Source organism: Streptomyces flavofungini, from assembly GCF_041028215.1.
In the GTDB taxonomy this organism is placed as follows: domain Bacteria; phylum Actinomycetota; class Actinomycetes; order Streptomycetales; family Streptomycetaceae; genus Streptomyces; species Streptomyces flavofungini_B.
In genome coordinates this window covers 1-26,798 of the sequence record NZ_JASKYR010000021.1, presented here as the reverse complement: position 1 = coordinate 26,798, position 26,798 = coordinate 1, and the positions used below count along the sequence as shown (strand labels likewise).

The 26,798-nt window shown below is 68.8% G+C and carries 27 protein-coding genes; 11 read left to right on the top strand and 16 right to left on the bottom strand.

The annotated features are described in order from the left end of the window. Nucleotides 1–1,013 (bottom strand): LysM peptidoglycan-binding domain-containing protein (locus tag AB8Z36_RS03255; protein WP_369211638.1); only part of this gene is annotated, 1,013 nt, incomplete at its 3' end. A gap of 403 nt (nucleotides 1,014–1,416) precedes the next feature. Here AB8Z36_RS03255 and AB8Z36_RS03250 point away from each other — a divergent pair. Beyond that, nucleotides 1,417–2,013 carry a barstar family protein gene (locus tag AB8Z36_RS03250; RefSeq protein WP_369211637.1) on the top strand — a complete coding sequence of 199 codons (597 nt, stop codon included), beginning with the start codon at nucleotides 1,417–1,419 and terminating at the stop codon, nucleotides 2,011–2,013. A gap of 22 nt (nucleotides 2,014–2,035) precedes the next feature. Here the strand turns inward: AB8Z36_RS03250 and AB8Z36_RS03245 are convergent, their stop codons facing one another. The 9 genes from AB8Z36_RS03245 to AB8Z36_RS03205 form a co-directional block, all read right to left on the bottom strand. Then, nucleotides 2,036–2,524: a pilus assembly protein TadG-related protein gene (locus AB8Z36_RS03245; protein WP_369211636.1), complete on the bottom strand. Its 489-nt coding sequence runs from the start codon at nucleotides 2,522–2,524 to the stop codon at nucleotides 2,036–2,038. Then, complete coding sequence (locus tag AB8Z36_RS03240) at nucleotides 2,521–2,973, bottom strand: TadE/TadG family type IV pilus assembly protein (protein ID WP_369211635.1); 453 nt, start codon at nucleotides 2,971–2,973, stop codon at nucleotides 2,521–2,523. Before AB8Z36_RS03240 ends, AB8Z36_RS03245 begins: the two co-directional genes overlap by 4 nt. Further along, on the bottom strand, nucleotides 2,973–3,407 hold the full coding sequence (locus tag AB8Z36_RS03235; protein WP_369211634.1) for a TadE/TadG family type IV pilus assembly protein: 435 nt from the start codon (nucleotides 3,405–3,407) through the stop codon (nucleotides 2,973–2,975). The genes AB8Z36_RS03240 and AB8Z36_RS03235 overlap by 1 nt, the downstream gene beginning before the upstream one ends. 81 nt (nucleotides 3,408–3,488) lie before the next feature. Beyond that, complete coding sequence (locus AB8Z36_RS03230; RefSeq protein ID WP_369211639.1) at nucleotides 3,489–3,740, bottom strand: hypothetical protein; 252 nt, start codon at nucleotides 3,738–3,740, stop codon at nucleotides 3,489–3,491. An 88-nt stretch (nucleotides 3,741–3,828) separates the two neighbouring features. Then, nucleotides 3,829–4,758, bottom strand: coding sequence for a type II secretion system F family protein (locus AB8Z36_RS03225; protein WP_369211633.1), 930 nt, complete (start codon nucleotides 4,756–4,758; stop codon nucleotides 3,829–3,831). Next, complete coding sequence (locus AB8Z36_RS03220; RefSeq protein ID WP_369211632.1) at nucleotides 4,755–5,768, bottom strand: type II secretion system F family protein; 1,014 nt, start codon at nucleotides 5,766–5,768, stop codon at nucleotides 4,755–4,757. Before AB8Z36_RS03220 ends, AB8Z36_RS03225 begins: the two co-directional genes overlap by 4 nt. 7 nt (nucleotides 5,769–5,775) lie before the next feature. Further along, complete coding sequence (locus AB8Z36_RS03215) at nucleotides 5,776–7,086, bottom strand: CpaF family protein (RefSeq protein ID WP_369211631.1); 1,311 nt, start codon at nucleotides 7,084–7,086, stop codon at nucleotides 5,776–5,778. Next, a complete protein-coding gene (locus AB8Z36_RS03210) occupies nucleotides 7,083–7,919 on the bottom strand; it encodes a hypothetical protein (protein ID WP_369211630.1) in 837 nt (278 codons plus the stop codon). Before AB8Z36_RS03210 ends, AB8Z36_RS03215 begins: the two co-directional genes overlap by 4 nt. A gap of 17 nt (nucleotides 7,920–7,936) precedes the next feature. Continuing rightward, nucleotides 7,937–8,659: a hypothetical protein gene (locus tag AB8Z36_RS03205; protein WP_369211629.1), complete on the bottom strand. Its 723-nt coding sequence runs from the start codon at nucleotides 8,657–8,659 to the stop codon at nucleotides 7,937–7,939. Nucleotides 8,660–9,375: 716 nt separating this feature from the next. On the opposite strand from AB8Z36_RS03205, the gene AB8Z36_RS03200 reads away from it, so the two are divergent. Further along, a complete protein-coding gene (locus tag AB8Z36_RS03200; protein ID WP_369211628.1) occupies nucleotides 9,376–10,290 on the top strand; it encodes a S1 family peptidase in 915 nt (304 codons plus the stop codon). A gap of 87 nt (nucleotides 10,291–10,377) precedes the next feature. Here AB8Z36_RS03200 and AB8Z36_RS03195 read toward each other — a convergent pair whose 3' ends face one another. Then, nucleotides 10,378–10,932, bottom strand: coding sequence for a DinB family protein (locus tag AB8Z36_RS03195; RefSeq protein WP_369211627.1), 555 nt, complete (start codon nucleotides 10,930–10,932; stop codon nucleotides 10,378–10,380). Between the two features lie 158 nt (nucleotides 10,933–11,090). Between AB8Z36_RS03195 and AB8Z36_RS03190 the strand changes: the two genes are divergently transcribed. The 8 genes from AB8Z36_RS03190 to AB8Z36_RS03155 all read left to right on the top strand — a co-directional run bounded on the left by AB8Z36_RS03190 (nucleotide 11,091) and on the right by AB8Z36_RS03155 (nucleotide 17,691). Beyond that, nucleotides 11,091–11,765, top strand: coding sequence for a hypothetical protein (locus tag AB8Z36_RS03190; protein ID WP_369211626.1), 675 nt, complete (start codon nucleotides 11,091–11,093; stop codon nucleotides 11,763–11,765). Then, on the top strand, nucleotides 11,756–12,811 hold the full coding sequence (locus AB8Z36_RS03185) for a hypothetical protein (RefSeq protein WP_440581844.1): 1,056 nt from the start codon (nucleotides 11,756–11,758) through the stop codon (nucleotides 12,809–12,811). Before AB8Z36_RS03190 ends, AB8Z36_RS03185 begins: the two co-directional genes overlap by 10 nt. Nucleotides 12,812–13,183: 372 nt before the next feature. Continuing rightward, entirely contained in the window at nucleotides 13,184–13,342 is a 159-nt protein-coding gene (locus AB8Z36_RS03180; protein WP_369211624.1) for a hypothetical protein, read from the top strand. 191 nt (nucleotides 13,343–13,533) lie between these two features. Further along, nucleotides 13,534–14,571 (top strand): hypothetical protein, encoded by a 1,038-nt coding sequence (locus tag AB8Z36_RS03175; RefSeq protein WP_369211623.1) that lies wholly within the window; start codon nucleotides 13,534–13,536, stop codon nucleotides 14,569–14,571. Between the two features lie 57 nt (nucleotides 14,572–14,628). Next, nucleotides 14,629–15,492: a hypothetical protein gene (locus AB8Z36_RS03170; protein WP_369211622.1), complete on the top strand. Its 864-nt coding sequence runs from the start codon at nucleotides 14,629–14,631 to the stop codon at nucleotides 15,490–15,492. Nucleotides 15,493–15,525: 33 nt separating this feature from the next. Next, nucleotides 15,526–15,792, top strand: coding sequence for a hypothetical protein (locus AB8Z36_RS03165; RefSeq protein WP_369211621.1), 267 nt, complete (start codon nucleotides 15,526–15,528; stop codon nucleotides 15,790–15,792). 86 nt (nucleotides 15,793–15,878) lie between these two features. Then, entirely contained in the window at nucleotides 15,879–16,361 is a 483-nt protein-coding gene (locus AB8Z36_RS03160) for an RDD family protein (RefSeq protein ID WP_369211620.1), read from the top strand. A 103-nt stretch (nucleotides 16,362–16,464) separates the two neighbouring features. Beyond that, the gene (locus tag AB8Z36_RS03155; protein WP_369211619.1) at nucleotides 16,465–17,691 is read left to right on the top strand and encodes a hypothetical protein; all 1,227 of its coding nucleotides are present in this window, start codon (nucleotides 16,465–16,467) and stop codon (nucleotides 17,689–17,691) included. Between the two features lie 42 nt (nucleotides 17,692–17,733). On the opposite strand, the gene AB8Z36_RS03150 is transcribed toward AB8Z36_RS03155, so the two are convergent. The 3 genes from AB8Z36_RS03150 to AB8Z36_RS03140 all read right to left on the bottom strand — a co-directional run bounded on the left by AB8Z36_RS03150 (nucleotide 17,734) and on the right by AB8Z36_RS03140 (nucleotide 21,027). Then, on the bottom strand, nucleotides 17,734–18,435 hold the full coding sequence (locus AB8Z36_RS03150; RefSeq protein ID WP_369211618.1) for a hypothetical protein: 702 nt from the start codon (nucleotides 18,433–18,435) through the stop codon (nucleotides 17,734–17,736). A 53-nt stretch (nucleotides 18,436–18,488) separates the two neighbouring features. After that, a complete protein-coding gene (locus tag AB8Z36_RS03145; protein WP_369211617.1) occupies nucleotides 18,489–20,597 on the bottom strand; it encodes a hypothetical protein in 2,109 nt (702 codons plus the stop codon). A gap of 76 nt (nucleotides 20,598–20,673) precedes the next feature. Then, nucleotides 20,674–21,027 carry a hypothetical protein gene (locus tag AB8Z36_RS03140; RefSeq protein WP_369211616.1) on the bottom strand — a complete coding sequence of 118 codons (354 nt, stop codon included), beginning with the start codon at nucleotides 21,025–21,027 and terminating at the stop codon, nucleotides 20,674–20,676. A 199-nt stretch (nucleotides 21,028–21,226) separates the two neighbouring features. Between AB8Z36_RS03140 and AB8Z36_RS03135 the strand changes: the two genes are divergently transcribed. After that, the gene (locus AB8Z36_RS03135; RefSeq protein ID WP_369211615.1) at nucleotides 21,227–21,493 is read left to right on the top strand and encodes a WXG100 family type VII secretion target; all 267 of its coding nucleotides are present in this window, start codon (nucleotides 21,227–21,229) and stop codon (nucleotides 21,491–21,493) included. Nucleotides 21,494–21,659: 166 nt separating this feature from the next. Here AB8Z36_RS03135 and AB8Z36_RS03130 read toward each other — a convergent pair whose 3' ends face one another. Then, entirely contained in the window at nucleotides 21,660–26,108 is a 4,449-nt protein-coding gene (locus AB8Z36_RS03130) for an FtsK/SpoIIIE domain-containing protein (protein ID WP_369211614.1), read from the bottom strand. Nucleotides 26,109–26,152: 44 nt separating this feature from the next. Next, nucleotides 26,153–26,605, bottom strand: coding sequence for a hypothetical protein (locus AB8Z36_RS03125; RefSeq protein WP_369211613.1), 453 nt, complete (start codon nucleotides 26,603–26,605; stop codon nucleotides 26,153–26,155). Nucleotides 26,606–26,798: the final 193 nt, after the last annotated feature.

The following is a 26,798-nucleotide window of genomic DNA, read 5'->3' as shown; positions in this document are numbered from 1 at the left end:
GTGATGTGGGCGGTGTCGTGGTCGACCGCGCTGCCGCCGCCCCGCTCACGGCCGCCGCCCTGTTCACCGCCGCCCTGCCGGTCGCCGCCCTGCTCGTGGCCGCCCGTCCGCGCGTAGTCGGAGATCTGCTCCTTGACGTCCTTGGAGACCTTGGGCGCCTCGTCGGGCATCTCGACCAGCTCACCGCCGCGCGCGTCGCCGGGCATCTCCATGATCCAGCCGGGCCTGATGAGGCTGGCCTCGGAGAGCTTGGAGCCGTCGGGCTGCTCGCGGTCCTTGTTGAGCTGGTAGATCTCCTTGTACCTGCGTCCGTCGCCCAGGTGCCGCTCGGCGACCTCCCAGAGCGAGTCGTGGTGCCGCCCCTCCGGGGGCTGGATGCGGTAGTACTTCGTGTCCCCGTCCTTGCCGCCGCCCACATGTGCGGCGGCCTGGTCGGCCTGCGCGGCGAGGGCGTCGGCGGCACTGGCGGCCTGCTGCTCGGGACCGAAGAGACCCGGGGTCTGCTGGGCGCTCGCCGCCGACGCGGGCCGCTGATTGCCCTCAAGGGACTGCCCGAACTGCGAGAGGCCTGGCGCGAAACTGGCCGCCGTGGCACCCACCAGGAGCAGCGCGGCGACGAGCTGGCGGGCGAGCAGCTGGCTGCCGCCCGCGCCGGGCACCCGGCCCGGGATGCCGACACCGGAGAGCGCGGCCTTCATCTCGACGAGCACACAGGCGGTGAACTGGGCCCAGGCGAACCAGACGACGACGGTCAGCACGTTGATGAACGTGCTGACGGTGATCTCCTGCTGCAACCAGTCCAGCGACGGCGCGCCGCCGGGCAGCGGCCAGCCCACGAAGACGACGAGGGCGCCGGGCACGCCGACCAGGAGCACGGCCAGCGCGACGAAGGCGAGGAAGGCCTTGACGAAGTCCGCGAAGGTACGCCGCCGCCGGGGCAGTGGCTGCGGCGTACGGTTCCGCGGCGGCTGCGGGTCCGGCGGGCTCGTCGAGCGTGAGGTGGTGCGCGCCATGGCGGGTGTCCTGTTGTCCTGTGGGGAGGAGTGGGTGGGCGGGTCGTCGCGGCTGCGGAGATCGCTCCCGAGCCTACTGAGGTGATGGTACGGAAGGTGCCGAAGGGCAGACAGGGGCTGCGCCCCGGCGGCCGCCCGATTGCTGGCACGGCACACCAAAGGCCCGTTTCGCGCGGCCACTTACCGACGCGCGACGGAACCGGTCGGCACCGGTCACGCCCGGTCGGACCCGGTCGTACGGTACGGAGTCACAGTTCCGGTACGAGATGACGGCGCCCGCGTAGCACTGTGCGGCGGCCACTTCCGCGGGGCGGCTTCCCTGGGGAAACGTGGCGTTCATCCCGTACGGCTCCGGCTGCGTACGGCTCCGGCGATCCGTACGACTCCGACAAGGAGGGCGACCGTGCCCCACCGATTCCGTCCGGCCCTGACCGGGACCTCGGCCCCCTGGGTCTACTTCGTCCCCGCAGGGACGGCCGGGGTGCGGCAGGAGCTGACCGAGCTCAGAGCCAAGGGCGGGCAGGTCCACCACTTCGCCGCCGAGTCCCTGCTGACCAGGCGGAGCGTCCACGAGACCTTCGCGCGGACACTGCGGTTCCCCGACTACTACGGCCACAACTGGGACGCCCTCGTCGACTGCCTGGACGACCTGTGCGAAGAGGTCACCGGCGGGGTCGGCATCGTGGGGGTCGTCCGGGACACCGGCGCCGCGCTGCTCGCAGCGGACCACTTTCCGCTGTTCGTCTCGGTCCTGTGCCAGGGCGCGGACCGCGCGAACGCGTCGGCGGACCTCGACGGCTTCCCGCAGGCCCGTCCCGCGACCGCCCAGCACTTCGTCTTCGAGTCCACCGTGTCGGCGGGGCCGGCGGGGTCGGCGCCGGGCGACTGGGCCGGGGAACAGGAGCGGATCGCCCGCCGGGTCGCCGAGGAGCCCGGCCTCGTCGTCACGTCGGGGGACGGCTTCGTCGCGGCCCAACTCGACCCCTCCATCTGGCGGTGACCGCCGGCCCGGGCGCGTCGCCTCAGCCGACCTGGTTCTCGGCGACCGCGGTGCCCGTCACCGTGACGTCGCCGCCGTAGAACATGCCGGTGAAGACGGGGCTGTAGGTCATCTGGACCTCCACCTCCACCTGCTGGGCGTTGGCGGTCACACAGCGGGTCGCCGCGGCGTCCGCCCCCGTCAGACCGGCCTCACGGACGAACGCCTGGGCTCGGGCGCCGCAGTTCTCGTAGTTGATGGGCGCGCCCTTGGCGCCCTCGTAGATGCCCTCGGTGTCGAGGTCCTGCGCCGCGTACCGCGCGGCCTGCTCCGCGATGTCGGCGGCGCGCTCCCGCTTGGAGATGGAGAGCCCGCCGTCGATGACGAACGCCGAGAGCGCCAGGAAGACGAGCGCGAAGATGATGACGGCACCGGCGCCCGAACCCCGGTCGTCCAGGTGCGCACGGCGGGACGCGAGCCACGCGCGTACCGGCCGTTGGCGCGTCGCTCCTGCCCGTGGCCGCGGACTCACGCCGACCTCCGGTACGGGTCGAGCGGCGAGCTGAAGCTGGCTTCGAGCCTCGTCGGGACGTCCAGGCCGAGCATCGCCAAACCCCTCACCTGACAGCTCACCTCCACGGTGAAGAACGGGTCGACCTTCTCGTCGAAGCCCGTGCTCTTCTGGACCACCGCGACCGGCCCCGAGCAGACGTCCGCGAGGTCCGCCTCCGCCGCCCTCCTCGCCTCGGCGAGCGCCGTGCCGTGCTCCTTCTGGATCGACCCCGCGCGCGCCGCGTCCCGTGCCGCCCCGTCGATGGCCCCCCGGCCCTCGACGAGCTGCCCGAAGGCCACGAGGACCAGGATGAAGAGGATCATCACCGGGGCGAGGATCACGACCTCGACGGTCGACAGGCCCCGGTCGTCGCGTCCGCCGCGCCAGCCGCGCAGGCGGCGCCTCGCGGCGGCCACCGCGTCGCGCATCACTCGTTCTCCTCGACGAACCGCTCGACGGGCCCCGACGACCGCGCGTGCACGGTGAAGCTCAGCCCGGGGAAGACCATCGGCACCTTGGCGGTGATCTCCACCCCGACGGTGGTCTGTTCGGGCTGGACGGTGCGCACGTCCGGGTCGATCACGAGCTGCGGGCCGAGCTGGCGGATGTAGGCGTCGGCCACGTCCCGTGCCTCGCCGCGCCAGCCGCCCGCGTTCTCGTCGGCCGTCGCGCGGGCCTTGCGCGCACCCGCCTGCGCCGCCGCCTGGGCGACGTGGTCGGCGAAGAAGTACAGCGCGAACTGCACCGTCGCGAAGATCATGAAGAACAGCACCGGGGTGAGCAGCACGAACTCGATGGCGGTCATGCCGGATTCGCCGCGGGTGGCGGCCGCCTCCACCCGGCGGCGCACGAATCCCCGCATCCCCCGCGTCCCTCGCACCCGAACCCCGTCGCCCTTCACGCCGCCGTATGCCTCAGATCCCCGCCRCTGCCCCGATGGGCGTCAGCAGGTCTTGCCCGCGTCCGCGCCCTCGATGCACTTGCCGACCTTGGTCGCGCCGCCCTTCAGCGCGGCGTTGATGACCGCGGCGACCACACCGACGATCGCCACGACGACCGCCGAGATGATGACCCACTCGACCGCGGACGCACCGCGGTCGAGCTCACCGGAGCGGGCGCGCTGGACGCGGCCCTGAAGGAAGGTGATGACGAAGTCCAGGCCCGGGTTACCGGTGCTGAAGTCCCGTCCGTTCAGTCCGTTCATGATGGTTGTCCTCTCAGAGTGGTGGGGGGATGGCTGCCGGGCCCCGTATGTCCGGCACCGTCGTCGTGGGGCGGTGCCCCTAGACCTGGAACACGCGCATCGCCGCCGGGAAGATGAGGAAGACCAGGAAACCCGCGCAGAGCAGGAGCTGCGCGACCAGCATCGACTGGGACTTCTCGCCCGCGCTGCCCTCGATCTCGGCGAGTTCCCTGTGCCGCATCGTCTCGGCGCGGGAGGCGAGGGACTCGCGCACCTTCGCGCCGTCGTCCGCCACCAGCGCCAGGGACGCCGACAGGTCCTTCAGCTCCTCGACGCCCAGCTCCTCGCCGAGCGCGCCGAGCGCCTGCCACTGGCTGACGCCGGTGATGCGGGCGTCCGCGAGGGCGCTGCGGATACGTTGCGTCGCCCAGCCGTCGGAGACCTCCGCCGCCGCCATCAGCGCCTCGGGCAGGCCGCGGCCGCCCGCGAGGCTCATCGACACCAGGTCCAGATAGGCGCCGATGACGCGGCGCAGATCGCGCCGCTTCTCCGCCGCGTCCCTGCGCACCTCCAGGTCGGGCAGGAAGAAGAAGAGCGCCCCGAACATCAGCGCGAGCCAGACCGGGATGATCGGGCTGCGGCCCACGCCGAGCTGCCAGATGATGGCGAACAGGAACGGTCCGAAGAACACGCCCGCCGCCGCCAGCAGCACCTTCGTCGCCAGGAACTTCTCCCAGCTCCGGTCGAGCACCGCCAGGTCCGCGCGGAGCGAGCGCAGCTCCCAGCCCTGCTGGAGGTAGAAGTCGGCGACCCGCATGCCCACGCGAGTACGCAGCGAGCCGAGGCGGCCGGGCTTCTCCGTGTCGGAGGAGACACGCTGCGACTCGTACGCCGCCCCGCGGGCCCGCATCGCGTCGATCCGCGCGACCGTGGCGACCGCACTGCGCTTGGACGGCATCAGGGCGCGTACGAGGGCGAAGACGCCGAGTCCGAGTACCGCGCCGATCACTATCGGCATCGTCAGGTTCATCGGCGTACCCCCTCGGTCGGGCCGACGTACCCCGGCAGGCCCTGCTGGCCCGCCTGGGCGTGGCCGCCCTGCTGCGTCGTCCGGTCGGGAGCGGCCGGGCCGCGCGGACGCACGAACTGCACGCCCGGCTCGTCCCTGACGAGGAAACGGTCCGGCGTCTCCACCGTCGACAGCTTCCGCAGCCACCAGAAGCCGAGCGCGAACAGGCCGCAGACCATGGCGAGCACGACCTGGCCGACCGGCGTGCCGTAGGGCTCGACGAACTCGCGGTTGAAGATGGACAGGCCGAGCACGAAGGCGATCGAGACCGCCACCACGATCTGCACCGAGCGGCGGGTCGACGCGCGCTGGGACATGACGCGCTGGCGCATGTCGACCTCCTCGCGCGCGGACTTGGCGAGCGCGCCGAGCACCTGCCGCAGGCCGGGGCCGCGCAGCTTGGCGTTGAGGATGAGCGCGGCGACGATGATGTCCGCCGACGCGTCGTCGATCTCGTCGGCCAGTATCTGCAAGGCCTCGGGCAGCGGCGTACGCGCCCGCAGGCGGTCCACCAGGGCGTCCAGGTGCGGGCGCAGGACCGGGGCGGCGGCGCGCGCGGAGGCGGGGATGGCCTGTTCGAGGCCGACCGCGCCCGCGATGGTGTCGCGCAGCGACTCCGTCCACGCGGCGAGGGCCTCGACGCGCTTCATCTGCGCCCGCTCCTCGGCCGCCCCGCCGAAGAGCTTGTCCCAGAAGAAGACGAGGATGCCGGCGGCGATGCCCGCCACCGCCCAGCGGGTCAGCAGCAGGACGACGAGTCCGACGCCCGCGGCGAGCGAGCCGCGCTGCCCCGCGAACCGGAGGAGCTCACTGGCGCGCTCACCGGCCCGCTGCTTCTCGTGCGCCGGTCTGGCGGGCAGGCCGCGGACCGCGATCACGAGGAGCGCGAGACCGCCGCCTGCGGCGATGCCGCAGCCGAGCGCGTACAGGACGGGCATCGAGAAGAGCCCGCCCATGGAGCCGAGGTTCATGTCGTGCTCACCCCCATTGCCCGGCGGGGCGGTAGCCGAACGCGGCCAGGTCGTCCATGCAGGCGATCGGCGCGTGCGCGACGACCCGGCCGTCGGGGGCCTCCGCGAAGACCTCGCTGGACAGGACGCGGCCGTCGACGCCGTTGACCTCGCGGACCGAGGTCACCATGCGCTGGAGCTTGCCGCCGGACTGGTAGTTGTTGCGCCGCTGGATGAAGACGACGAAGTTGACCGCGCCCGCGACCAGCATCTGGCTCGCCTCGATGGGCAGGCGTTCGGAGGCCTGGAGCGCGTAGGTGGAAATACGGTTGAAGACCTCGCTCGAGCTGTTGGCGTGGATCGTCGAGAGCGAGCCGTCGTTGCCCTGCGACATCGCGTTCAGCATCGTCACGATCTCATCACCCAGGACCTCACCGACGATGACGCGGGAGGGGTTCATGCGCAGCGAACGGCGCACGAGCTCCGCCATCGAGATCTCGCCCTGTCCCTCGGAGTTGGGCAGCCGCTCCTCGAAGGCGACGACGTTCGGGTGCAGGTCGGCGAAGGTGTCGAGGCCCAGCTCAAGGGCGCGCTCGACGGTCACCAGGCGCTCGTGCGGCGGGATCTCGTTGGCGAGGGCCCGCAGCAGCGTGGTCTTCCCCGCGTTGGTGGCGCCCGCGATCATGATGTTCTTGCGGGCCCGGACCGCGCAGGCCAGGAAGTGGCCGATCTCCGGGGTGATCGTGCCGTTGCCGACCAGGTCGGACATGAAGACCTTGCCCATCCGCGCCCGGCGGATGGAGAGGGCGGGGCGGCGCGTGACGTCCATGACCGCCGACAGACGCGAGCCGTCGGGCAGCCGCAGGTCGAGCTGCGGGTTGGCGGAGTCGAAGGGCCGGGAGGAGAGACCGGAGTAGGCGCCGAGCACCTGGATCAGCTCGACGAGTTCCTCGTCGGTCTCGGCCACCGGGTCGGCCTTGGTCTCACGGCCGTCGGCGTACCCGACGAAGACCTGGTCGCAGCCGTTGATGTCGATGTTCTCGACCTCGGGGTCGTCGAGCAGCGGCTGGAGCCGCCCGACGCCGAAGAGCGCGGCGTGCACGGCGGCCGCGTACTGCTCCTCGGTCTCCGCGTCGAGGGGGGTGCGCCCGGCGTTGATCTCCGCGCGCGCGTACTCCTCCAGGATCTGGGCGATGACGGCGCGGGCGTAGTGCCGCTCGTCCTCGCCCGACATCGGGGTGACGCCGGAGACCTGGTCGAGGCGGCGCTGCTCGGCGATGCGGTCACCGGCGTCCTGCCGGAACCGCTTCACCAGCTGGTGATCGACGGGTGCGCTCATCGGCCCGCCCCGGGGTGCTGCGCGACGGGGTGGGACCAGGCGGCGCCGTACTGCTGGTACAGGTCGACGGTCACCTTGCGCGCGGAGCGGATGAGCAGCGACTTGTCGAGCCGCCCGCGCTTGCGCCCGGCCAGCTGGTCGGCGCCCGCCGGGTCGTCGGCGAGGGTGCCGACGACGCGGGCGCCGGTCTGCGCGGCCATCAGCATGTCGTTGACCTGGTGGACGAGCTTGGCCGATGCCGAGGGGTCCGCGATCAGCAGGACGCCGATGAGGGGCGTCGCGAGCGAGGCGGCGCCGCGCGTACCGCCGTGCAGCTTGGCGGCGAGGGCGGCGGCGCGGTCCCGCACGCGGGCGATGGACTCCGGCTCGGTGCGCGAGACGAGCAGGACGAGGGCGGCCTGCGGGAACAGCTCGACGGCCGGGGTGTCGCCGCTGATCCGCCCGCAGTCCGCGATGACGTCGGCGGGCGCGTGCGGCGAGTCGGCGAGCTGGGAGAAGGCTCGGCCGAGGGTCGGCCAGAGCCCGGCGAGCCCGGCGGCCTGCTCGGCGACACCGAGCCCGACGAGCACTTCGAGACCGCCGCTCAACGGCTGTGTGTGGTCCCAGAGCTGGTCCGGCACCAGGCCGCGCCGCGCGGTGGCGGCGATGGAGAGCATGCCGGTGTTGGGGTTGAGCGGGCCGCCGTGCGCGGCGGCGCTGCGGTAGACCAGGTCGCCGCCGGCCGGGTCGGTCTCCGCGACCAGCACCCGGCGGGGCCAGACGGCGGCGAGCGCGACGGCGGCGGTGGTGACGCCGGGCGACCCCTTGTCGGCGGCGAGAGCGATGAGCGCCATGTCTCTTCTACTCGCCTCTAGTTGCCGCTGGACGGGACGCGGACGACGACGACCTTGCCCTCGGAGGCCGCGCTGGCCAGCCCGGCCACCTCGTCCTGCGGGACGAGGAGGGTGACGTTCTGGTTGCCGGTGCTGACGGTGGCGTCGCTGTTGGCGGCGATGCTGCTCACCTTGGCGGTGGCGACCAGCGGCGTACCGCCCGTGGAGCCGCCGCTGCTGGAGGTGCCCTTACCGGAGGAGCTGCTGCCCGACACCACGGGGTAGGCGGCGACGGTGTCACCGGCCTTCAGGTCGGAGGGGTACTGGCCCTCCTTCAGGGAGAGACCGACGGAGGCCTTGCCCGCGGGCAGCGCTGCCTTCTGGCCGAACATCTCGCCGACGACGACGGTGCCCGCGTAGATGGTGCTCTTGGCCTTCAGCCTCTTGAGCTGGTCGAGCTGCTCCTCCTTGATGAAGTTGGCGGAGCTGTCGTCGTTGACCATGACGGTCTTGTAGGTGCCGTTCGTGATGGATTCCCCGGCCGGGATCTCCTTCGTGACCTGGACGACCTCGATACGGTCGCCCGCGCGCAGCACGAGCACGGTGGCGCCGAGGGCACCCAGCAGGATCAGCAGGACGGCCAGCGCGGCCAGTGCCGGTTTGCGCTCGCGAGGCGGTGAGGGAAGACGCTCACCGACGCCTGGCTGAGCCGGCGCGGCGGAACGGTTGCTGCCCGCCCCCATACGCTCCTGGATCTTCACGCAACTGCTCCCCGTACACCCAAGAAGTTTCGGTCAATTCTCGACATTCGTGACACTCGCGACTCTCTCGCCCCACCCAGTACCGGCTATTCAGCCACAGGCTCAGTGTCAAGCCATCGCACCGTATCAGCAGCACATAAGCCCCTCAAGGCGCGTTAAAGATCGCGAAGCGCAGGCACCCCATCGTTATCCACGCGCGATCCGCACCCACCCCTCAAGGCCGACATTCGTGTGCGTAAGAGGGATTTGCACACCCCGAGACAGGGTGCACGGGCCGCCTCCGCAGCACGCGGGCCGTGTCCGCCAACGAACCGTCAGCCCCCAGGGGGACGCCACGAGGGGCGCGACCGGTTCCCGCCCGCCACGACTCCCCCGTGGCCCTCAGCTGTACCACCGCGCGGGAGCCGCAACACGACGGACACCCCTACAGAACAGACCCGCCTCCTCCCCACAACCCACGCAACTCAAGACCGGCGCAGATCGGCAGACGGCAGGGACCGCGTCGCGAAGGCAGTGAACCGGCAAGGCGAGTTGCCCCTCTCTCTTTCCGGCGCCAAGGCGTGGGCAGGGAACGGCAATTGCCTTCTTGGTCCGGACCTTCGGCGCGAGCAGAGTGCTTTGCGTGACCGCAGGAAATCCCGCGAAAGGCGAAGCAGTTCAAGCATTTCAAGCAGGCCAAGAAGACGAGAAGCCGAGAAAGAGAAGTACAACCCCCCATGTATGAAGCGAAAAGAACTCCCGCGTCCCCCACACCCCCCGCGAAGGCGGTACGCAGGTCGCCGCTGAAGGCCGGTATGGCCGGTATGGCGGCGGCGGGCGCCGCCCTGGCGATGGTCGCCACCTCCGCCCCCGCCGCGCACGCCATCATCGGCGGCACGGCGGTCCCGGACGACGCCTATCCGTTCATGACGGCCGTACTGGAGAAGGGCCGGGGCAGCGCCCTTGACCGCCAGTTCTGCGGCGCGAGCCTGGTCACACCGGACACGGCCGTAACGGCGGCGCACTGCCTTCTCGACGACGCGGGCAAGCCGGTCAAGCCGAAGACGCTGCAAGTGGCGGTGGGCCGCACGGTCCTCTCCGCCAAGCAGGGCCAGGTACGGAACATAGCCAAGGGCGGCGTGGTCGTGCACCCGCGCTACTTGAAGGGCAAGGAGGCCTACGACGTGGCCTTCCTCCAGTTGGAGAAGCCGGTCCGCGGCATCGCTCCGGTCGCGCTCCCCACGCAGGGCACCGACGCGCTGATCCGCCCGGGCCAGAAGGCGACGGTCGCGGGCTGGGGCAACACGGACACGGAGATGACCCACACCCCGGACCGCCTGCGTGAGGTCCGCGTCCCGATCCTCTCGCACGCGGAATGCGGGACGAGCTACAAGGAGTACGACGCGAAGGTCAACTTCTGCGCGGGCGTGGAGACGAAGGACTCCTGCCAGGGCGACAGCGGCGGCCCCATCTTCCGCAAGGTCCCGGGCCGCGAGGCCCCCATCCTGATCGGCGTCGTCTCCTACGGCGACGGCTGCGGGGCGCAGGGGGCCCCCGGCGTCTACACGTCGCTCAGCTCGTCGAAGCTGTGGCAGACGCTGGAGGAGTCACCGGCCGGGAAGCGGGTGAAGCGGGCGGTCAGGAGCCGCTGAGGGGCGGCGCCGCGGAGGACGGGGACGGCGAAGGGCCGCTGAGGGGGCAGCGTCGCTGATGTGACGGGTGTCCGGTGTGCCCGGTCCTCACTCCCCGGTGACTCCATCGATCCGCTCTCTGAGCAGGTCGGCGTGGCCGTTGTGGCGGGCGTACTCCTCGATCATGTGCGTGAGGACGTACCGGAGGGAGTACGCCTCGCCGCGGAAGTCGACGGTCACGTCGAGGGAGCCGGGGGAGCCGAGAGCGTCCACGATCGCCCGGGACCGGGCGCACTCGGCGCGCCAGACCTCGAACGCCTCGTCGGGGTCGGCGTCCGCGACGTCGAAGTCGGCGGGCTCACCGGGCACCCGGCCGCGCCAGTTGGCCCCGGCGGCCTCGCGGTTGAGCACATTCCGGAACCAGCTCCGCTCGACCTCGGCGAGATGCCGCACCAGACCGAGCAGCGACATGTCCGAGGGCGGTACGGCCCGCTCCTTGAGCTGCTCGGCCGAGAGTCCGGCGCACTTCATGGCGAGGGTCTCGCGCTGGTACTGGAGAAACGCGGTGAGCGACGTGAGTTCGCCCGCGGCGGCGAGCGGGGGTTCGGTTCTGCGGGGTGTGCGGGGGGAGCTGTCGGCCAGGTTCCGGATGTCTTCGGGCATCGGCTCATCATGCCGAGACGGGGCGGTGGGCGCGCGCGTTTTGTACTGCCGCAGGCGTCACACAATGGTCACCGAATGCCGTGGCCCCTGGCGATGCCGCCGACCGCTTCAGTACCGTCGGATGACTCGCCGAACTGTCGCCCCACCGGGAGTCACACGTGAACCGCAGGTATATCCGGCCCGTCGCCGTCTCACTCACGGCCGCCGCCGCCCTCTTGCTCACGGCGTGCGGAGGTGACGACGGCGGCTCGGGCAAGGAGAAGATCGCGGGCGCCGACGGCGGCGGCAAGAAGACCGCGTCACCGGCGGGCGACAAGAGCAAGGCTCCCGATGACTTCGACCGTCCCAAGATGACGTTCCCCTCGGACGTCGACCTCGCTTTCGCCGACGCCAACGTGTCCGACCCGGACCGGACGGCGGCCATGGGCGACGCGCAGAACTTCGTACGGTCCATCAGGTACGGAATCGTCAAGCAGGACGTGAACGACTCGGCGTACAAGTTCTACTCCGAGTTCAAGAGCCAGGCCCAGACGTACGCGAAGGACCAGATCAAGCAGCGCGTCGACAGGGGCCTGACGATCAGCGGCACGATGCGGTTCTCACGGACTAAGGTCACGCCCGCGGAGAACAAGCAGTCGACGGTCGTCTCCTTCTGTTCCGACAGCACGAAGCTCTACAGCAAGGAAGTGAAGACCGAGAAGGTCCATCACACGGAACCGAGCCTGAGCGACTACAACTCCTGGCAAGTACTGATGAAGCCCTCCAAGAACGCCGAGGGCCTTTGGCGGGCCGAGAAGGTTCAGGTGAAGGAGAAGGCGCAGGAATGCCGGTGACCACACGAGTATCGGCGGCGACCCGCCGGACGTCCGTCCTGCTGGGCGTCGGCATGACTCTGCTGTTCGCATCCACGGTCCCGGCGTCGGCCGGTGAGGACCCCGGGATCAGTAACGGCAGTACGTCGGCCACGAAAAAGGGCGACACCATCGGTGCTGTGGCGCACATCAACTACTCGACCTCGGGGAAGAGCGGACCGGGCAAGGGCGCGGGCACCATCACCTCGGTCGACCCCAACTGGAAGCCCCCGCCGTGCTGGTACGCGCCGGAGTGGAAAGCCACCGAGTTCCGCGATTTCCGAAATCGGATGTACTTCACCGCCAGGCACGACCCGGATGCGCCGGGCGACGCGCTGAAGGACATGTCCGACGAAAACCGCGGCTACGCCGAGGACGACTACAACATAGACAAGGAGAAGGACGGAATGTGGTGGGGTGCGCAGTTCAGCCCCGACGCCACGCTGGAGGAACAGCAGAAGTGCAATAAGCCTCCCTTCTGGGTCGAGAACGGCGAAACCCCGAAGAACGTCCCGAACCTCATCAGCCCGGAAATCCTCGCGGGCCTCGCCTACAACCGGATCCAGGTCCCCGGCACCAAGGTCAGCCTCGCCCCCGAAGGCGCCTCCAAGGTGAACCTGCCCACCTGGGCCTGGCTGGACAAGGGCGAGTTCAAACCCGTCTCCGTCACGGCCGAACTGGACGCCCCCGGCCTGCACATCGAGGCCACCACGACCGCGAAGCCCGTATCGCTCACCATCAAGCCCGGCACGGACGACGCCAAACTGCTGCCCGGTTCCGGTACGTGCGAGATCAACGACGACGGTTCGATCGGCGAGCCCTACGCGAAGGGCAAGGCGGGCGAGACACCCCCCTGCGGAGTCGTCTACGAGCGCTCGTCGGGACAGGGCACGTACCACCTCCAGGCCACCGCGACCTGGGAAATCACCTGGGAAGGCACAGGCGGCGCCCAGGGCACCCTCCCGAACGGCGAGTACGGCAACGACCAGGCGGTGAAGGTGGAGGAGATCCAGTCGGTCAACCGGTGAACGATGAGCGGTGAGGCCGGGCTCCCCACGAATACGCGGGGCGAGATCCCGTTCATGGCCGGGCGACAAGTAGCGCACCTCACAACGCACTTGCTCGATGCAAAAAGCCGCGACTACCTTGATCGACATCACCCTGAGAAAGGAACTCCATTGAAGAAGTCGTCCACTTGGCTCGTCACGGCGGCACTGGTAAGCGCGGGCCTCTCGGTCGCCGCTCCTGCGACCGCCCTTTCGGCCCCGGCATCGGGACCCTCATCCGCGTCCGCGACGGCGTACAGCGCGTCAGTGATTAATTGGTGCAAGGGCCAGAAACGCACATACAAGACCACGAAAAAGGCAGCCATCCGCAAGCGCCCGGCCGGGGGCAGTGCGGTGATCGGCCACCTGGCCAAGGGGACCACGGTCAAGGGGAAGTATCTGTGCAAGAGCTCGTCCGGCAGCCACTGGGTCTGCTACAAGAGCTGCGCCTACGACGATGACCTCGCCCTCACGGGCCGGTTCGTCTACCAGGGGAATCTCCGGCGGGTCTGATCCCGGCCGGGCGGCACCGCGACTCCCGCACTGCCGCGACATATTCTTCACATCACGCTCCGCACGAGTGCCCCTCTATGTGCACTTTGACCACGTATGACGCGTAGCGGAACCGATTCCCCCCTGGATAACGTCGACTCGTCGGGGACACCTCTCCTCGACATGCTCAAGAACCACCAAGGAGCGGGGCCGTGGGCTTCAAGGGAATGGACGACGTACAGGCACCCAAATTGGCGGCTGCCGTCGATGTCATGGGTGGAGCGCTCACCATTCAGGGCGGCCTGATCAACGGCATCCTTGAAAAGTGGGAGGCCAAGGCCGAAGGCACCTCCGACTTTCCCAAGAAGGCTTCCTGGGCCACCGACGAGGCGAAAGACATCCGAAGGCGCCTCGGGATCGCCAAGGACGACCCCGAGGCAGTCCTCACTTTCGCGAGCCTCGCAGGAGCCCTGGAGACCTGGAAAGAGTTCAAAGAGGGCACGCTCAAGGACATCAAGACGCCCCTCAAGGTGCTCAAGATTCCCACTGCCATCGAGGCCTCCCTCCACCTCTACGCCCGCTGGGCGCAGGGCCAGAACGTCGCGGGCGCACGAGCGGTGTGGGAACTCAACAAGTACTTCGGCTCAGCGGCCGAGCGCATCAAGGCCACGCGCGGTGAACTCCTCAAGGAACTGCTCAAGGACCAGAAGATCCGCAACTGGTACAAGGAGCCCTGGAAGTGGCAGCAGGCCGTGCGCAGGACCGCGATGCGCCTGAAGATCCCGTATGCGGCCAAGCTCTTCAGCAAGGCCCCCGGGACCGGCGCCCTGGCCCGGCGCGTCTTCCTCCCGTTGAGCATCCTGCACGGCGTCAAGCAGATGTTCGTGCCCGATCACAAGGGCGCCTACGGGGTCGCCGACCGCGGCATGGGCCTGCTGGAGGCGGGCGGTGCCGCGGCTGTCCTCGGTGGTGCGGGTGCGGCCACCGCGCTCGGCGCCTCGGCGACCGTCGCGGCCGCCGTCCCCGTCGTGGGCTGGGTGGCACTCGGCGTCGCCGGGGCCTACTTCCTCGGCAGTTGGGCCTGGGACAAGTGGGGCGACGACATCAAGGACGGCGCCAAACACGCCTGGAAGGCCACCAAGGAATGGGGCGGAAAGGTCAAGGACAAGGGTAAGGAGATCGTCGACGGGGCGAAGAGCGCGGTCACGAACTTGGTCCCCAACGCGATCAAAAAATACTCTTTCTGGTAACGCGGACACACGCTCGCCCCGGACAGAACCACCCTCAAAAGCAACGGACGCACCAGCATGCAGAGCCCCGAAATCGACATGGACCTGGAGGAGTTCCGCGGAACTCTGTCCGAGGCGCTGGCCCAGGGCGGAACTCAGCCCTTGCTCCGTCTCACCGACGAAGAGATCGCGATCCTCGACCCCGATTCGCTGACCGAGTGCGTGGCCCCGACTCCGCGACTCACCGAACTCTCCGACCAGGAGCGTGAGTGGGTGTACGCGACCGCCCTGCGCTCCCTCGTCTCGCGCGAGGTGGTGGAGGTCGCGAACATCGAGGAACTCGACGGCGTGCTGCGCGCCGCGGCGGCAGCGGAGGCCGCCGGGGACACGGCCGCGGGCGAGACCCCCTCCGGCGTGAACACCGACCTGCGGGTCACTCCCGAGGTCAGCCTGGCCCTGACCCTCCGCCGTACCGCCACGCGGGCGCTCGCGGTGGAGCAGCACACCTCCGGCGGCGCCACGCACATGCTCGTGTACGTGCACGCCGAGGACCTCTACCTGGTGGAGCGCGTCACCTCGGGCGGCCTGCACATGTTCACGCTGGCGGCGTCGGTCAAGGACGTGGCGGACATGGTGCTGCTGTTCCTCGACCCGTTCGAGGTCGCGGACAAGGACGGCCGCACCCTGGAACTCACTCCCGAGCAGATCAGCTCGGACGAGGTCGGCACCGCCCTCTCCGAGGCCATCGACAACGCCCTGGTGGTCGGCCAGACGGTCCTCCTCGCCGATGCGCCGGGCCCTCTTCTCACGACGTACGCCACCGAGAAGGCCGTGTGGACCGTCTATGTGGAGAAGCCGAACGCCCCCACCGGCATCCAGGCCCGCCCCGTCGGCAAGAACTCCTTGCGCAAGATGATCACCAACCTCATCACCCAGAGCTGACCACCTCCGGCTGAGAAAGGCGGCAACGGCGAGATGTCACGCGAGAGCGAATGCCGTGAGGACGTACGCAGACTCAAGCAGTACGCGGACGAACTGGAGCGTTCCCTGGACAACGTCCAGTCGCTCTGTGGCACCGGGACGTGGAAAGGTCCGAAGAGCGAGCGCTTCCGCACCGAGTTCTCCGGCCACAAGAAGCAGATCAAGGACGCCGTGGCCAATGCGCGTACCGCGATAGACAAGGCGCTCAAGCGCGTGGAGAAGGAAGAGGAAGAGAAGAAGAAGACCGGGACCGGGAAGTAGACCGGAGCCGGCGCCGGGAAGCGGACCGCCACCGGTGGACGGACCGGGACCCAGCCCGGTGAGCAGCGGACGAGAGGCGAGCCGGCATGGCCGACCAGCAACGAACCCTCGGACAGCCGACGGCCGCGGCCCCCACGCAGACGCGCCGGGTGACCGCCGCCTGCGTGGACGCCGCGCTGGCCCTCCTCTGCGGCCTCGCCGCCGCAGCGGTGGCCGGTGTCCGCACCGTCGACGGAGTCGTGGAACTGGACCCGAGGTCCCCCGCGCTCTGGGGCGCCCTGTTGGGGGCGGCGTTCGGTCTCTCCTTCCTCAACCACGTCCTGCTCACCTTCGCGACGCGCGCCAGCCTCGGAAAGCTGCTCACCGGCCTGCGCGTGCTCCGCGCCTCGGACGGCGGCCGCCCCACGCTCCTCCGTCTGCTCGGCCGCTGGCTGTTCGGCTTCTATTGGACGGCCGTCTTCGTCCCCCTCCACCTCGCGACGGACAGCGGGGTGGATCAGCAGGACGCGGTGGGGGTGCGGGTGGTGCGGCGCGGGCAGCCGGTCGGTACACCCGTGGCACAGGCGTGAGCCGCTTCCCTTAGGGTGCCCCGAGCGATCCGTTCCGCTCGGGGACGGGGAAGAGAGGCGGAGTGACGTGACGGGTTTCCTTCCTCGGTCCCGTGGTGGGCGCATGGCGGCAGCGGGCGGCGCGGTCGTCGTCGCGATCGCCGTGGGCGCCACGGTCTACACCGTCACCTCCGACGAGGCGCCGCCGCTGAACGTCGACTTCGTCCTCGGCGGCGGCGACAACGCCCATGGCAGCGGGAATGACTTGCGGATCCAGGGCAACTTCCGCGGACTCGCCGTGTCCAACGACGACACCGTCCATCTGTTCACTGAGGAAGACGACAAGTCCGACAACGGCATGGCGATGTGGCGGAAGAAGAAGTCAGGTGCCGCTGAGCGCGTCGCCATCACCGGCATGAGCGGAGTCCACGCAGACCAGGCCGCTGTCGCTCCGGACGGGTCCGTATATCTCGCGGGCGGCGGCGAAGGCCTGTGGAAGGTCGGCCAGGACGGCAGAGCGGCCAACGTCGTAGCGGCGGGCAATTGCCTCAAGCCCAACGCCGCTGTCACGCCGGTCGACACGTTCTGCGCGAACAGGGTCAGTGGGGTCACGGTCGCCGAGGACGGCACCGTGTATTTCGCTGACGGCCGTGACGGGACTCGCCCCCATAGTTCCTACGTTCATCGGCTCGACGGCGAATCGATCCGTCTCGTGGCCGGTCGCCCGCCGAAAGCCCATGAATCCACCGAGGCGAAGAACCCCGCGGTACGGAACGGATTCGACCCGAAGCCGGGTACCAAGGCAACCGATGTCCTCGTGCCGGACACCGAGAACTCGGGAAGTCTCGCGGCCACGAAGAAGGGCATCTACTGGAAGACCGGCCCCGGCATCGTGCGTATCAACAAGGACGACACCCTGAGCCCGTTGGTCGCGGCACGGAAGCCCTCGGACATCGACGAGGCGCAGGCCCCCTTCTCCGCTGTCGGGCATGCGCTCGACGCCGCCATTCCGAACCAGGTCCTGGACTCTCCCGGTGGGCTGAGCGCTCTTCAGGGAGGGAGGGACGTCTACTACGCGGACATGGGCGAGAAGACCACTCCCTCCCTGGACGGCGACTTCCGCTGGGGCGGAGTCACGTCCGCGTCGCAGAAGAGGCTTCTGGACTCTGCCGAGCCGGGCGGCATGGTCCACCGCGTGGCCGAGGGCGAGCTGGCACCGGTCATCGCGGGAGTCCAGGCCCTGGCCACCTCGGAGGGAAACCTCTACGTCGCCGTGAAGACCGACGGCGCCGACCGGACCGGCCCCAAGGACTGGGACACCGCTGTGGTCAAGGTGCGCCTGCGCGAGTGAGCCGCCCCTCGGCGAGAGCGGCGGCACTCCCCTCGCACCATGTCACCCGGCCGCCTTGGCCAACTTCTCCGACTGCGCCTTGACGATCTCCTGCGGTACGGCCACGTCAGTGTGCGAGGAAATGTGCTCGGCCTTGACGTTCAACAGGGAGGCGCCGACCCGCTTCACCACGTAGCGGACTTTCCTGCCGATCTGATACTCCAGCGAGAAGTCAACGCTGTCCTCACCGGCGCTCGACTTGTTCGCTTTCACACTGCGAATCTTGCTCGTCATGCTCGAGGCATCGGTACTGAAGCCGGAACCGCAGTCGGCCACCGCCTGTTTCAGATCCGTGAGCACGTCCTCGCTCGCCGCCCCCGACTCCGCGGCCGACACCACGAGCCGGTAATCCTCCGCGGGCTTCCTTGAATCCTTGGTCTGCTGGACGATGCTCCGGGCCGCGACCCGCTTCTCGTACGCCGAGGTCTCGGGATACATCGCGTCGACGATGGGCTGGCAGGACTTGTTCTCGGCCTTGACCGCGGCGCCCTTGCCGGTGTCGATCTCGGTGATCTTAAAATCCGCTACGTCCCCCTGCTTCAATGCGGCGCCCGAAAGCTCGGCCTTGGTCAGCGGTCTGTCTCCCGACGAGTCGGACTTCTTGTCGTCTCCACAGCCCGTCGCCGTCAGCAGTACGGCCGCCACCACGCCGATCGCCGCGGCCACTCGCTTCTGGGCTGTCGCCCGGCCAATTGCCCTGGTCATCACTACCCACATTCCGGTTCGTTCGTGCGGTTCCAGTCGTCCGGGCCACTCACCTAGGAGTCCTGCCCGGGGTAGTCGCGCGCGTTTCGTCCTGTCGAGAACTCGGGCCAGACCGCGGCAACGACGGCAGGGTCCTGGAGCCACTTGCTGTAAGCCGTGCGCTCAGCCGTGGACATATCCGAGACGTCCTTGATGTTGCCCTTCTTGTCCAGAAAGTTGCCGTCGCCCTTGGCGTAGTCCTTGACGTCGCCGGTGTACTCCTTGGTGGTCTTCGGGCCGCCGTCCTTGCCCTCGGTCTCGATCGTGACCGACTCGATCCTGTTGTGCTCGCGGGCCGCATCCGCGTTGTTCTGATAGTCCGTCTGCCAAGAGAAGTCGGCCGTGTTCTCCTTGACGCCCTTGAACGCTTCCTTGAGTCCCTTGGGCGCATCGTTCTCGTCGACCTTCACCATCTGTTCGGCCCAGCCGGTGACGACCTCCTGGCCCAAGCCGTACGCGGCGCCGATGGCCGCGCCCTTGGCGCCGGCGAGCCCCGCTCCGCCGGTGGCTCCCATGGCCACATCGCCGATCGTTCCGATGACCTTCGCGCGGGCGGCGTTGGTGTCCTCCACCCACTTGTCGATGTCACCCTCAAGGTCACCGGACGCCTTCTTGAAGGTCTCCTGGTAAAACTCCTGCATCATGCCGCGCTTCATGGATTCATAAGCTTTGGCATGCTCATTACTGCCTTGCGTCGAGTAGGAGCGATCGATCGCGTTCTGGTCGTACGTCTGGAAGAAGGCGCTGATGGTGCCCGCCGCCTTGGGGTCACGTGCCGACTCCTCCACCAGGGCGCGCCACATGCCCTCGGAAGCCTCCAGGCCGGCACGCCCGCTGTCCTGACCCTTCAAGTAGTCCTGCAAGCTCCACTTGGTGGTCTTGGCGTACTTCTCTTCGCCCTTGGCCTTGACATCGCTGCCCCAGAGCGAATTACCGGTCGGAGAGGTGACTCCGTACTCAAGGTCCTTCCAGTACGCGGTCACGATACTGGCGTAGAGCGCTTGCGTCCCGTCGATCGGATGCAGCTTGCTCGTGTCTTTTCCATTGTGATGCTGGTAGTTGTCGAAAAGGATTCGTGCGGTGTTCTTCTGTGCCAGCGCGGGATTTTTGTCCTTCAGGGTCACCGTTCCGGCGTTGACCATGTCGAAGAACGCCTTGCCCCGCTCCTTCGGCTCATCCACCTGCCAAGGCCCTGTGTGATAGAAGGATTTCTGCACGAAATCATAATTGTGGTCGACGAACTCGCCGGAGGCTTCGGCGTTGTAGGAAATGGCATCGAACAGCTGGCCGTAGTTGTCCTTGCCCCACTCCCCTTCACCCAGTCCGTTGCCCCCGAAGAACTGCAGTTCATTCGTCTTTCCCTGCTTGTCCTTCTGGAACACGCGGTCGCCGAAGGCGACGAGGAAGTCCTTGTCGTGCGCGCCACCCTTGAGGAAGGGAGTCAAGCGGTCCGGTCGGAAACCCTCGTGCTCATCCAGGGCGGACTTGTCGAACCACTTGTTCCACTCCTGCTGCTTCGCCTTGGGTGATTTGCCCTCGAAGGCCACTTTCGTGAAGGTTCCGAAGGTCTCCGCGATGACCTTGCGATCCTTCTCGCGCTGCTCGGGGTGGTCCTTGTACTGATCGTTGAAACGGTCGCCCATCTCATTGGAGAGCCAGAGAAGGCGCTGCGAACCGAGTTCGTTGTAAAACGACTTGATATAGTCCGCGTCAGCCTTGTTGGAGCGGAGATCGGCGAACATCTCCGGGGTGATGTCGTCCCCGTTCTCCAGCTTCTCCTTGAACTTTTCGCCCAGCTTCTTGCCGTCGGTCTGCGACTTCTTGGTCGAGCCGACCATGCTTTCCTTGATCTGCACCATGCCTTTGTAGCCGTGACCGTACTTCTGGTCCTCGGCGATGGAAAGGTGGTGCCGACGGCGCAGCATGGGGATCTCTTTTTCTGCCCAGCCCGCGATCGACAGGAGTTCGGTCAGGGGCTGGGTGCCGACGCCGTACCTCTCGAAGCTCGACTTGATCCACGTGGCGCTCGACTTGAGCTTCTCCTGGTCCTTGTTGAGCGAGCTGATCGTCTTGGCCAGATTTTCCGGGTCGATTCCAGAGAACCCGTCGCCGCCACTGCCCATGAAACTCTCCCCGTTCGATCCGACTCGTACACTGCTCGGCACTGACCAGCGGTGCCACATGTGCGCACTCGCGTGGCTACATGTACTGCATGTCCTTGTTCATCATCCGCGCGGCGGACGCCGAGACCTTTTCCGGCAGCTCGTCGATCCGCTTCTGCACGGCGGGGATGAGCTTGTCGATCTCCTTGATCATGCGGCCCCTGTTCCCCTGGACCTCGTCGTGCCATTTCGAGGCCGTCTTGCCGACCCAGGATTTCCCCTCTTTACCGTCCCCGCCGACGTCCTGAGTGGCAGTCTTCAAGCACTTTTTGAGCTCTTTGACCTCATCCACGAGGTTCGTCTTCAATGTCTCAAGACGCGTCCTGTACGGATTGTCGACCTTCGGCTCTTCGTCCGCGCCCTTGTCCTTGCCTTTGTCTTCGGCTCCCACTACCCCTCCAGTGTCGCGCCGCGTTCGGCGTTGACCAGGATTATCTTCGCTCGACCAAATCCCAGAATACGAAGCAGCAGCGGCCGCAGGCAAGGAGAACAGGGGAGTCCAGGACGGATGACGGACGTCCACTCATTGCGATAGCATCGGCCCCGGCGGACGGAAGGTTCGTCTGGCTTCGATACACGGGGAGGCAGTCATGACGCTCAAGGGCGCAGATACTACTCGGCTTCGGTCTCTTTCCACGACCTTCAAGACTCAGCACACCAACCTCGATGACCTGATTCGTGCCATTTCGACGGGCACGAACCACAGCGAGGAGTTCTGGAAGGGTGGCCGCGCCAACCGATTCCGGGAGGAATGGGACAAGCTGAAGCCGCAGCTCAACAACTTCCTCACGTCCCTTGAGAATGCTCGCAAGGAGACGCACGACGCCGCCCAGGCGAACGACACCATTAACGACTAAAGAAGTCGTCAAGGTTGGTCGCTGCTCAGATAGCAGATCGTAGATGAATGCGGGCCGGACAGCTGAGAAGCTGTCCGGCCCGCATTTGTTGCCGAGTTATTACGGAGTGCGGAAGTCGCCGCGCGCCCACTCCGTCCGGTACTCAGCCCGGTACTCGATCCGGTACTCAGTCGGGCAGCACCGCCTGGGCCGGCATCAGTTCGCCGCCCCGTACGAAGAGCCCTCGGCCCGTCGGCCCGCCGGTCGCGCTGTTCGACGAGATGCGGATGTTGAACATCTCGCCGTCCGCCGAACCCTGCGGCGACAACAGCAGGCCGTTCCTCGACTTGCGCGCCTGCACCACGGAGCCGCGGTACTGCGAGGACAGCGTGTCCACCGCGCCTGCCATGATCACGCCGAGGCCACCGTCCATGCCCCGGCGGATCTCCTCCTCCAGCGCCTCGTCCAGCGGGGTGTCGTAGATCAGCTCGGCGTCGTCGACCACGATCACGTACGGACCGCGGGCGCTCTGTGTCAGTGCCTCCAGTTCGTCGCTCGAACTGTCGCTGCCCAGCGAGCCCAGCACACCGTCCTCCGAGGCGAAGTCACGCAGCGGCGACCGGCGCGGCGTGACCAGGATAACCTCCGTGCCCCGCTGGAGGAGCGACATCGTGGCCGCCACCAGCGTGCTGGAGCGACCCGACTTGGGCGGTCCCGAGATGACGAAGCCGGGGCCGGACTCCTCCAGGTCCATGCCGAGCGGCGACAGTTCGTCGCCGCCCGCCGCGAAGAGCGCCCAGAGCTCGGACGGGGGCGTGAAGTCGGGTTGCAGGGCCATGGCTTCGGACGCCTTGATGCGGGCCGGCAGGACGTCGACACGGATGGGGCGCTGCTCCGGGGACGGGCGGTCCCACGTCTGAGCCGCGACGCGGGCGATCTCCTGGAGCGCGGCCACCTGCGCCTGTCCGTTGGGGTTCTCGGCGAGGAGCGCGATCTGGCTCTCCCGTACCCCCTCGTCGGTGCCCTTGAGGGCGCGGCCCGAAGGGACCTCCTTGGGTACGTCCTTGGGCGTGATGCCCGCGAACGAGTAGTCCTGCGGGTCGGCCAGCCGGAGCACGAGGCGCTCGGCGAAGGAGCTGGCGATCTCGCCCATGAGACCGCTGCGGTCCACGCCGAGGACGACCTTGACGCCGACGGCGGCGCCCTCCCGGAAGATGCGCTTCGCCGCCTCCACCAGGCGGCCGTAGTCGTAGTTCTCGAAGGCAAGGCGGAAGGCGTCCCAGCCGTCGAAGAGCACCACCATCCACGGCAGCCGGTCCTCGGGGGCGGCCCCCGCGCGCTGCTCGGCCGCGCTGGACTGGCCCTTCTCGGCGAGCAGGAGCTGACGCCTGCCGACCTCGTCGAGAAGGCGGCCGAGCAGACGGTCCACGCGCGCCGTCTGGTCACGGGTCACCACGGCCCCGCAGTGCGGAAGGCTGGTCAGCGGCAGCAGCGCGTTGGCGCCGCAGTCGATGCCGTAGATGTGCACGTCGCTGGGGCCGCAGTGCTGCGCGATCGCGCCCGCGATCGTGCGCAGGGCCGTCGAGCGTCCGGAGCGGGGGCCACCGGCGATCATCAGATGCTCGCCATCGGCGAGGTCGAGCGCGAGTGCCGCGCGCGCCTGCTCCGCCGGGAGGTCGGTCAGACCGAAGGCGATGGGCCGGACCGTGTCGGCGCCCACCGGCGCGGGCGGCAGCTCGGGGAGCTGGGTGAGCTGCACCTGGTCGGGAATGGGGGGCAGCCAGGGGCTGCGGGGTGTGGCGCAGCCCAGTTCCTTGGCCCCTTCGGCGATCGCGTCCACGAGCACGGCGAGATCGGTGACCAGCGTCCCGTCGTCGCCGTCGTCCTGAGCCGCGCGGGGCGGCGGGTGTCCGTACGCCGTCCAGGTCAGCAGGTTCACCGTGACCTGTGGTGCCGTGTCGAGTCCGGGGCGGCGCCCACCGATGCGGGCCGTCTGCACCCCCACGAGGGACTGGGCGCCGGACCGGACGTAACAGCGCCCGGGGGTCGCCTTGGAGATGTGGCCGGAGTCCGGGGAGTCGATGACGTCGCGGGACTCCTCACCGTTGGTGACGCGCAGCGCGATGCGGAGGTTGGTGTTGGCGCGGATGTCCGCGCTCACCACACCCGCGGGGCGCTGCGTGGCGAGCATCAGGTGCACGCCGAGGGAACGGCCTCGCCGGGCGATGTCCACGAGGCCCGCGATGAAGTCGGGAAGCTCGGCGACCAGGGAGGCGAACTCGTCGATCACCAGCATGAGCCGCGGCATCGGCTCGAGCGCGGGCCGCAGCCTGCGGGCGTCGTTGTAGTCCTCGATGTCCTTGGTCTCGGCCTCGAACAGGATCTCCTCACGGCGCTTCAGCTCCGCCGCGAGGGAGGCGAGCGCACGCTCGGTGAGGTGGGCGTCGAGGTCGCTGACCATGCCGACGGTGTGCGGGAGCCGCGCACAGTCCAGGAAGGCTGAGCCGCCCTTGTAGTCGATGAGGACGAAGTTCAGGGAGTCCGGGGTGTTGCCGACCGCGAGCGAGGTGATGATCGTCTGGAGGAGTTCGGACTTACCGGCACCGGTGGTACCCGCGATCAGGGCGTGCGGTCCGTCCCGCCGGATGTCCAGTACGAAGGGCCCGTCGGCGGCGATACCGATCGGCGCCGCCGTGGTCGATCCGCCCCGCTGCCAGATCCGGGCGATGTCCGAGCCCGTGGGGTTGGGCATCTCAAGGAGATTGAGCAGCCGGGCGGCCGTGGGAAGGGCGCTGTCGGCGTCGTCGCGGCTGACGTCGCGGACGGGGGCCATGGCGCGGGCCACGCGCTCGCACCAGGCGGTGGAGACCTGATCGGCGAGGACCTGCCCGACCGCCTCGTAGCCGTAGCCCCGGAGGTGGACGCGGGTCGGTGAGTCCGGGGTCCAGCAGACCGCGGTGCGGCACTCCTCGGGCAGGAGACGTTCGTCGTCGTCGACGCAGAGCGCGAATATGCCGTGCGCCGGGCCCTCCTGGAGCAGCTGCGGAACGCCGGGGACCCGGCGGAGCAGCCGCGCACCGTCGAGGATGAGCAGCACGTGGGACTCGGGGCGCAGGGCGTTCAGGCCGCCGTTGTCCTTCGCCGTCTGCTGTCTGCGCTGCAATTCGTTCAGGAGCTCGGTGACGCGACGGGAGATGGACTCGGCGTCGGTGCCCAGCAGCGCCACGCAGTTCTGGCCCTGCTGAGGGCTGGTGTGCGGCAGCCACTGGGTCCAGCTCCAGTGCTCCGCCGCGTCCTGCGCCGAGGAGAGGACCACCAGGGAGAGGTCGCGGGGACTGTGCAGGACCGCGGCCTGGGTGGCCATCCACCGGGTCGTCGAGACCGCGCGCGGCCGGTCACCCGCGATGCCGACCACGCCCAGCTCCGCGAAGGGAAGGGTCAGCGGCACATGGGTGACCGTCGGGGCCACCGGCTCCTCCTCGTCCCCGGCGGCGCCGCGCGCGAGGGCCAGGTCGATCTCGGCGCGCAGATCACCGAAGCCCACCCGCAGGTGCATCGCGTCGGGGTCGGTGATCCTGCGCTCCCACAGCCGGCGGCGCGGTCCCGTGGCGAACAGCAGGAGCTGACCCGGGTCGGGGAACGCCTCGCGGCGGCGGCGCTGGTCGACCTCGCCGAGCCGCTCCAGTTCGGCCTCGTGCGCCGCCAGTGCCTTCTTGTACTCCTTGAGGGCCGCTCCGTACTTCTTCTTGCCGTGCCGCCGGTCGCTGAACCACTGCCCCAGCATCATGACCGGCGACATCAGGCAGAACAGGAGCATGTAGATCATCTTCGTCATGAAGTACATGCCCACGCCGAAGAAGAGCGGCAGGATCATGGAAAGGAGCTGGAACCGGTGCGCCTCGTCCTTCTTCGGCTCCACCGGCACGATCAGGCGGGGGTTGGCACGCGGTGAGGTCAGCCGGGGCGGGCGGTTGTAGGCCAGACCGCCCTCGCCCGCCGGAGACAAGTGGGCGTCGGGCAGGCCGACTTCGGAGAGGCTGAAGAGCGATTCCCCGGACTTGAGGAGCGCGCCCGGCACCCACTCCCGCGCCCCGGTGACCGGCTCGTCGTCGAGGGCGAGCGAGACACCGTCGTACGGTGCGATCTCCACCCGTCCCTTGATGTCGACGGTGACGCGCGCGGCGTACCGCGCCAGATACGGGTCCTCGACAGCGAGCGTCTGTCCCGGCTGTGAGCCGATGGTGCTCACCCCGGCGTTCAGGCGGGCCACACGGCCTGCGCCCGGACCGCCGCTCACCGTGATCTCGTACCGGCCGTCGGGCTCACCGCCGGCCATGAAGGGCCCGACCGCGTCATCGGTGGTGAGGCGGACACCGTCGCGCAGCGCGGCGCCGATCTGCGCCTGCGGCTCCCAGAGCCTGCCGTCCACCCAGAGTCCGGTTCCGCCGGTGGTCCGCTGCGGCTGGCCGGGGAACGGGGTCACCATCCCCGGGGGCGGGAAGGGCAGAGCCGCCACGGGGCTGCCGAGCCGTTCCACCGCCGCGGCGACTTCGGCCGCGGTCGTGCCGTCGTCGACGTTTATCAACGCCTCCTGCGGCTCGGCCCCCTCCCGGACCACGGTCGCCCGTACTCGCATCGGTGCGTGCCCCTCCCGTTTGATTCTCGTCGCGGCGGCGACAACTAGGCCTTGGATACTTCCTCTACCGGAACCCCGGGAGCAAATGCCCCGACGGCCTCGGCGAGACGGCCTCGGTCGAGGGACCAGAGGTTGATGTGCCTGCTCGCCAGGAAGACCTCGTGGTCGACGTGCCCGGCGAGGCGGGTGGTCTGCTGGCGGTCGAGGGACGCGTTCTGGCCCGGGAGCGGCGGCGCGCCCGCTCTGCGGCGCAGCCCCACGTAATCCATGGTCGACGCCCCCGCGGTGAGGTGCTGCTGCCACAGGACCACCGCCTCGATGTCCTGCCAGGGGACGAAGGCGGTCTGGCGCGCGTACTTCGCCGGCGCACCGCCGAGCGTCACACCGCGTTCGTCGACGCGGAACGCGACGAGCCGTTTGGTCCACGCTCCGCTCAGGAGCTGGAAAGGCGTCCAGGTGAAGCGGGCCTCATATACCGGAGAGTGGTTTGCAGGCATGGGCGGATCGTAATCCGGCCGCAGCTCGCCCATGGGCCTGGCCCCTCCCCCGTTCGCACTCACGAACACATTAGCCACCGATGGCGCAGGAGTGGGAAGAGAGTAAGAACATTCTGGGGAGATGGGGTGAGGCCCCGGCCCCCGAGCTCACCCCACCCGGGACAACCGGGCCTTCGGATTGCCCGCCGCTGGG

Coding starts and splice junctions, on each gene's coding strand:
- AB8Z36_RS03135 (WP_369211615.1), top strand. CDS start 21,227: ATGACGCTCAAGGGCGCAGATACTACTCGGCTTCGGTCTCTTTCCACG.
- AB8Z36_RS03150 (WP_369211618.1), bottom strand. CDS start 18,435: ATGACCAGGGCAATTGGCCGGGCGACAGCCCAGAAGCGAGTGGCCGCG.
- AB8Z36_RS03195 (WP_369211627.1), bottom strand. CDS start 10,932: ATGCCCGAAGACATCCGGAACCTGGCCGACAGCTCCCCCCGCACACCC.
- AB8Z36_RS03225 (WP_369211633.1), bottom strand. CDS start 4,758: ATGAACCTGACGATGCCGATAGTGATCGGCGCGGTACTCGGACTCGGC.
- AB8Z36_RS03185 (WP_440581844.1), top strand. CDS start 11,756: ATGCCGGTGACCACACGAGTATCGGCGGCGACCCGCCGGACGTCCGTC.
- AB8Z36_RS03200 (WP_369211628.1), top strand. CDS start 9,376: ATGTATGAAGCGAAAAGAACTCCCGCGTCCCCCACACCCCCCGCGAAG.
- AB8Z36_RS03170 (WP_369211622.1), top strand. CDS start 14,629: ATGCAGAGCCCCGAAATCGACATGGACCTGGAGGAGTTCCGCGGAACT.
- AB8Z36_RS03210 (WP_369211630.1), bottom strand. CDS start 7,919: ATGGCGCTCATCGCTCTCGCCGCCGACAAGGGGTCGCCCGGCGTCACC.
- AB8Z36_RS03165 (WP_369211621.1), top strand. CDS start 15,526: ATGTCACGCGAGAGCGAATGCCGTGAGGACGTACGCAGACTCAAGCAG.
- AB8Z36_RS03125 (WP_369211613.1), bottom strand. CDS start 26,605: ATGCCTGCAAACCACTCTCCGGTATATGAGGCCCGCTTCACCTGGACG.
- AB8Z36_RS03215 (WP_369211631.1), bottom strand. CDS start 7,086: ATGAGCGCACCCGTCGATCACCAGCTGGTGAAGCGGTTCCGGCAGGAC.
- AB8Z36_RS03155 (WP_369211619.1), top strand. CDS start 16,465: ATGGCGGCAGCGGGCGGCGCGGTCGTCGTCGCGATCGCCGTGGGCGCC.
- AB8Z36_RS03145 (WP_369211617.1), bottom strand. CDS start 20,597: ATGGGCAGTGGCGGCGACGGGTTCTCTGGAATCGACCCGGAAAATCTG.
- AB8Z36_RS03240 (WP_369211635.1), bottom strand. CDS start 2,973: ATGCGCGACGCGGTGGCCGCCGCGAGGCGCCGCCTGCGCGGCTGGCGC.
- AB8Z36_RS03130 (WP_369211614.1), bottom strand. CDS start 26,108: ATGCGAGTACGGGCGACCGTGGTCCGGGAGGGGGCCGAGCCGCAGGAG.
- AB8Z36_RS03235 (WP_369211634.1), bottom strand. CDS start 3,407: ATGCGGGGATTCGTGCGCCGCCGGGTGGAGGCGGCCGCCACCCGCGGC.
- AB8Z36_RS03160 (WP_369211620.1), top strand. CDS start 15,879: ATGGCCGACCAGCAACGAACCCTCGGACAGCCGACGGCCGCGGCCCCC.
- AB8Z36_RS03220 (WP_369211632.1), bottom strand. CDS start 5,768: ATGAACCTCGGCTCCATGGGCGGGCTCTTCTCGATGCCCGTCCTGTAC.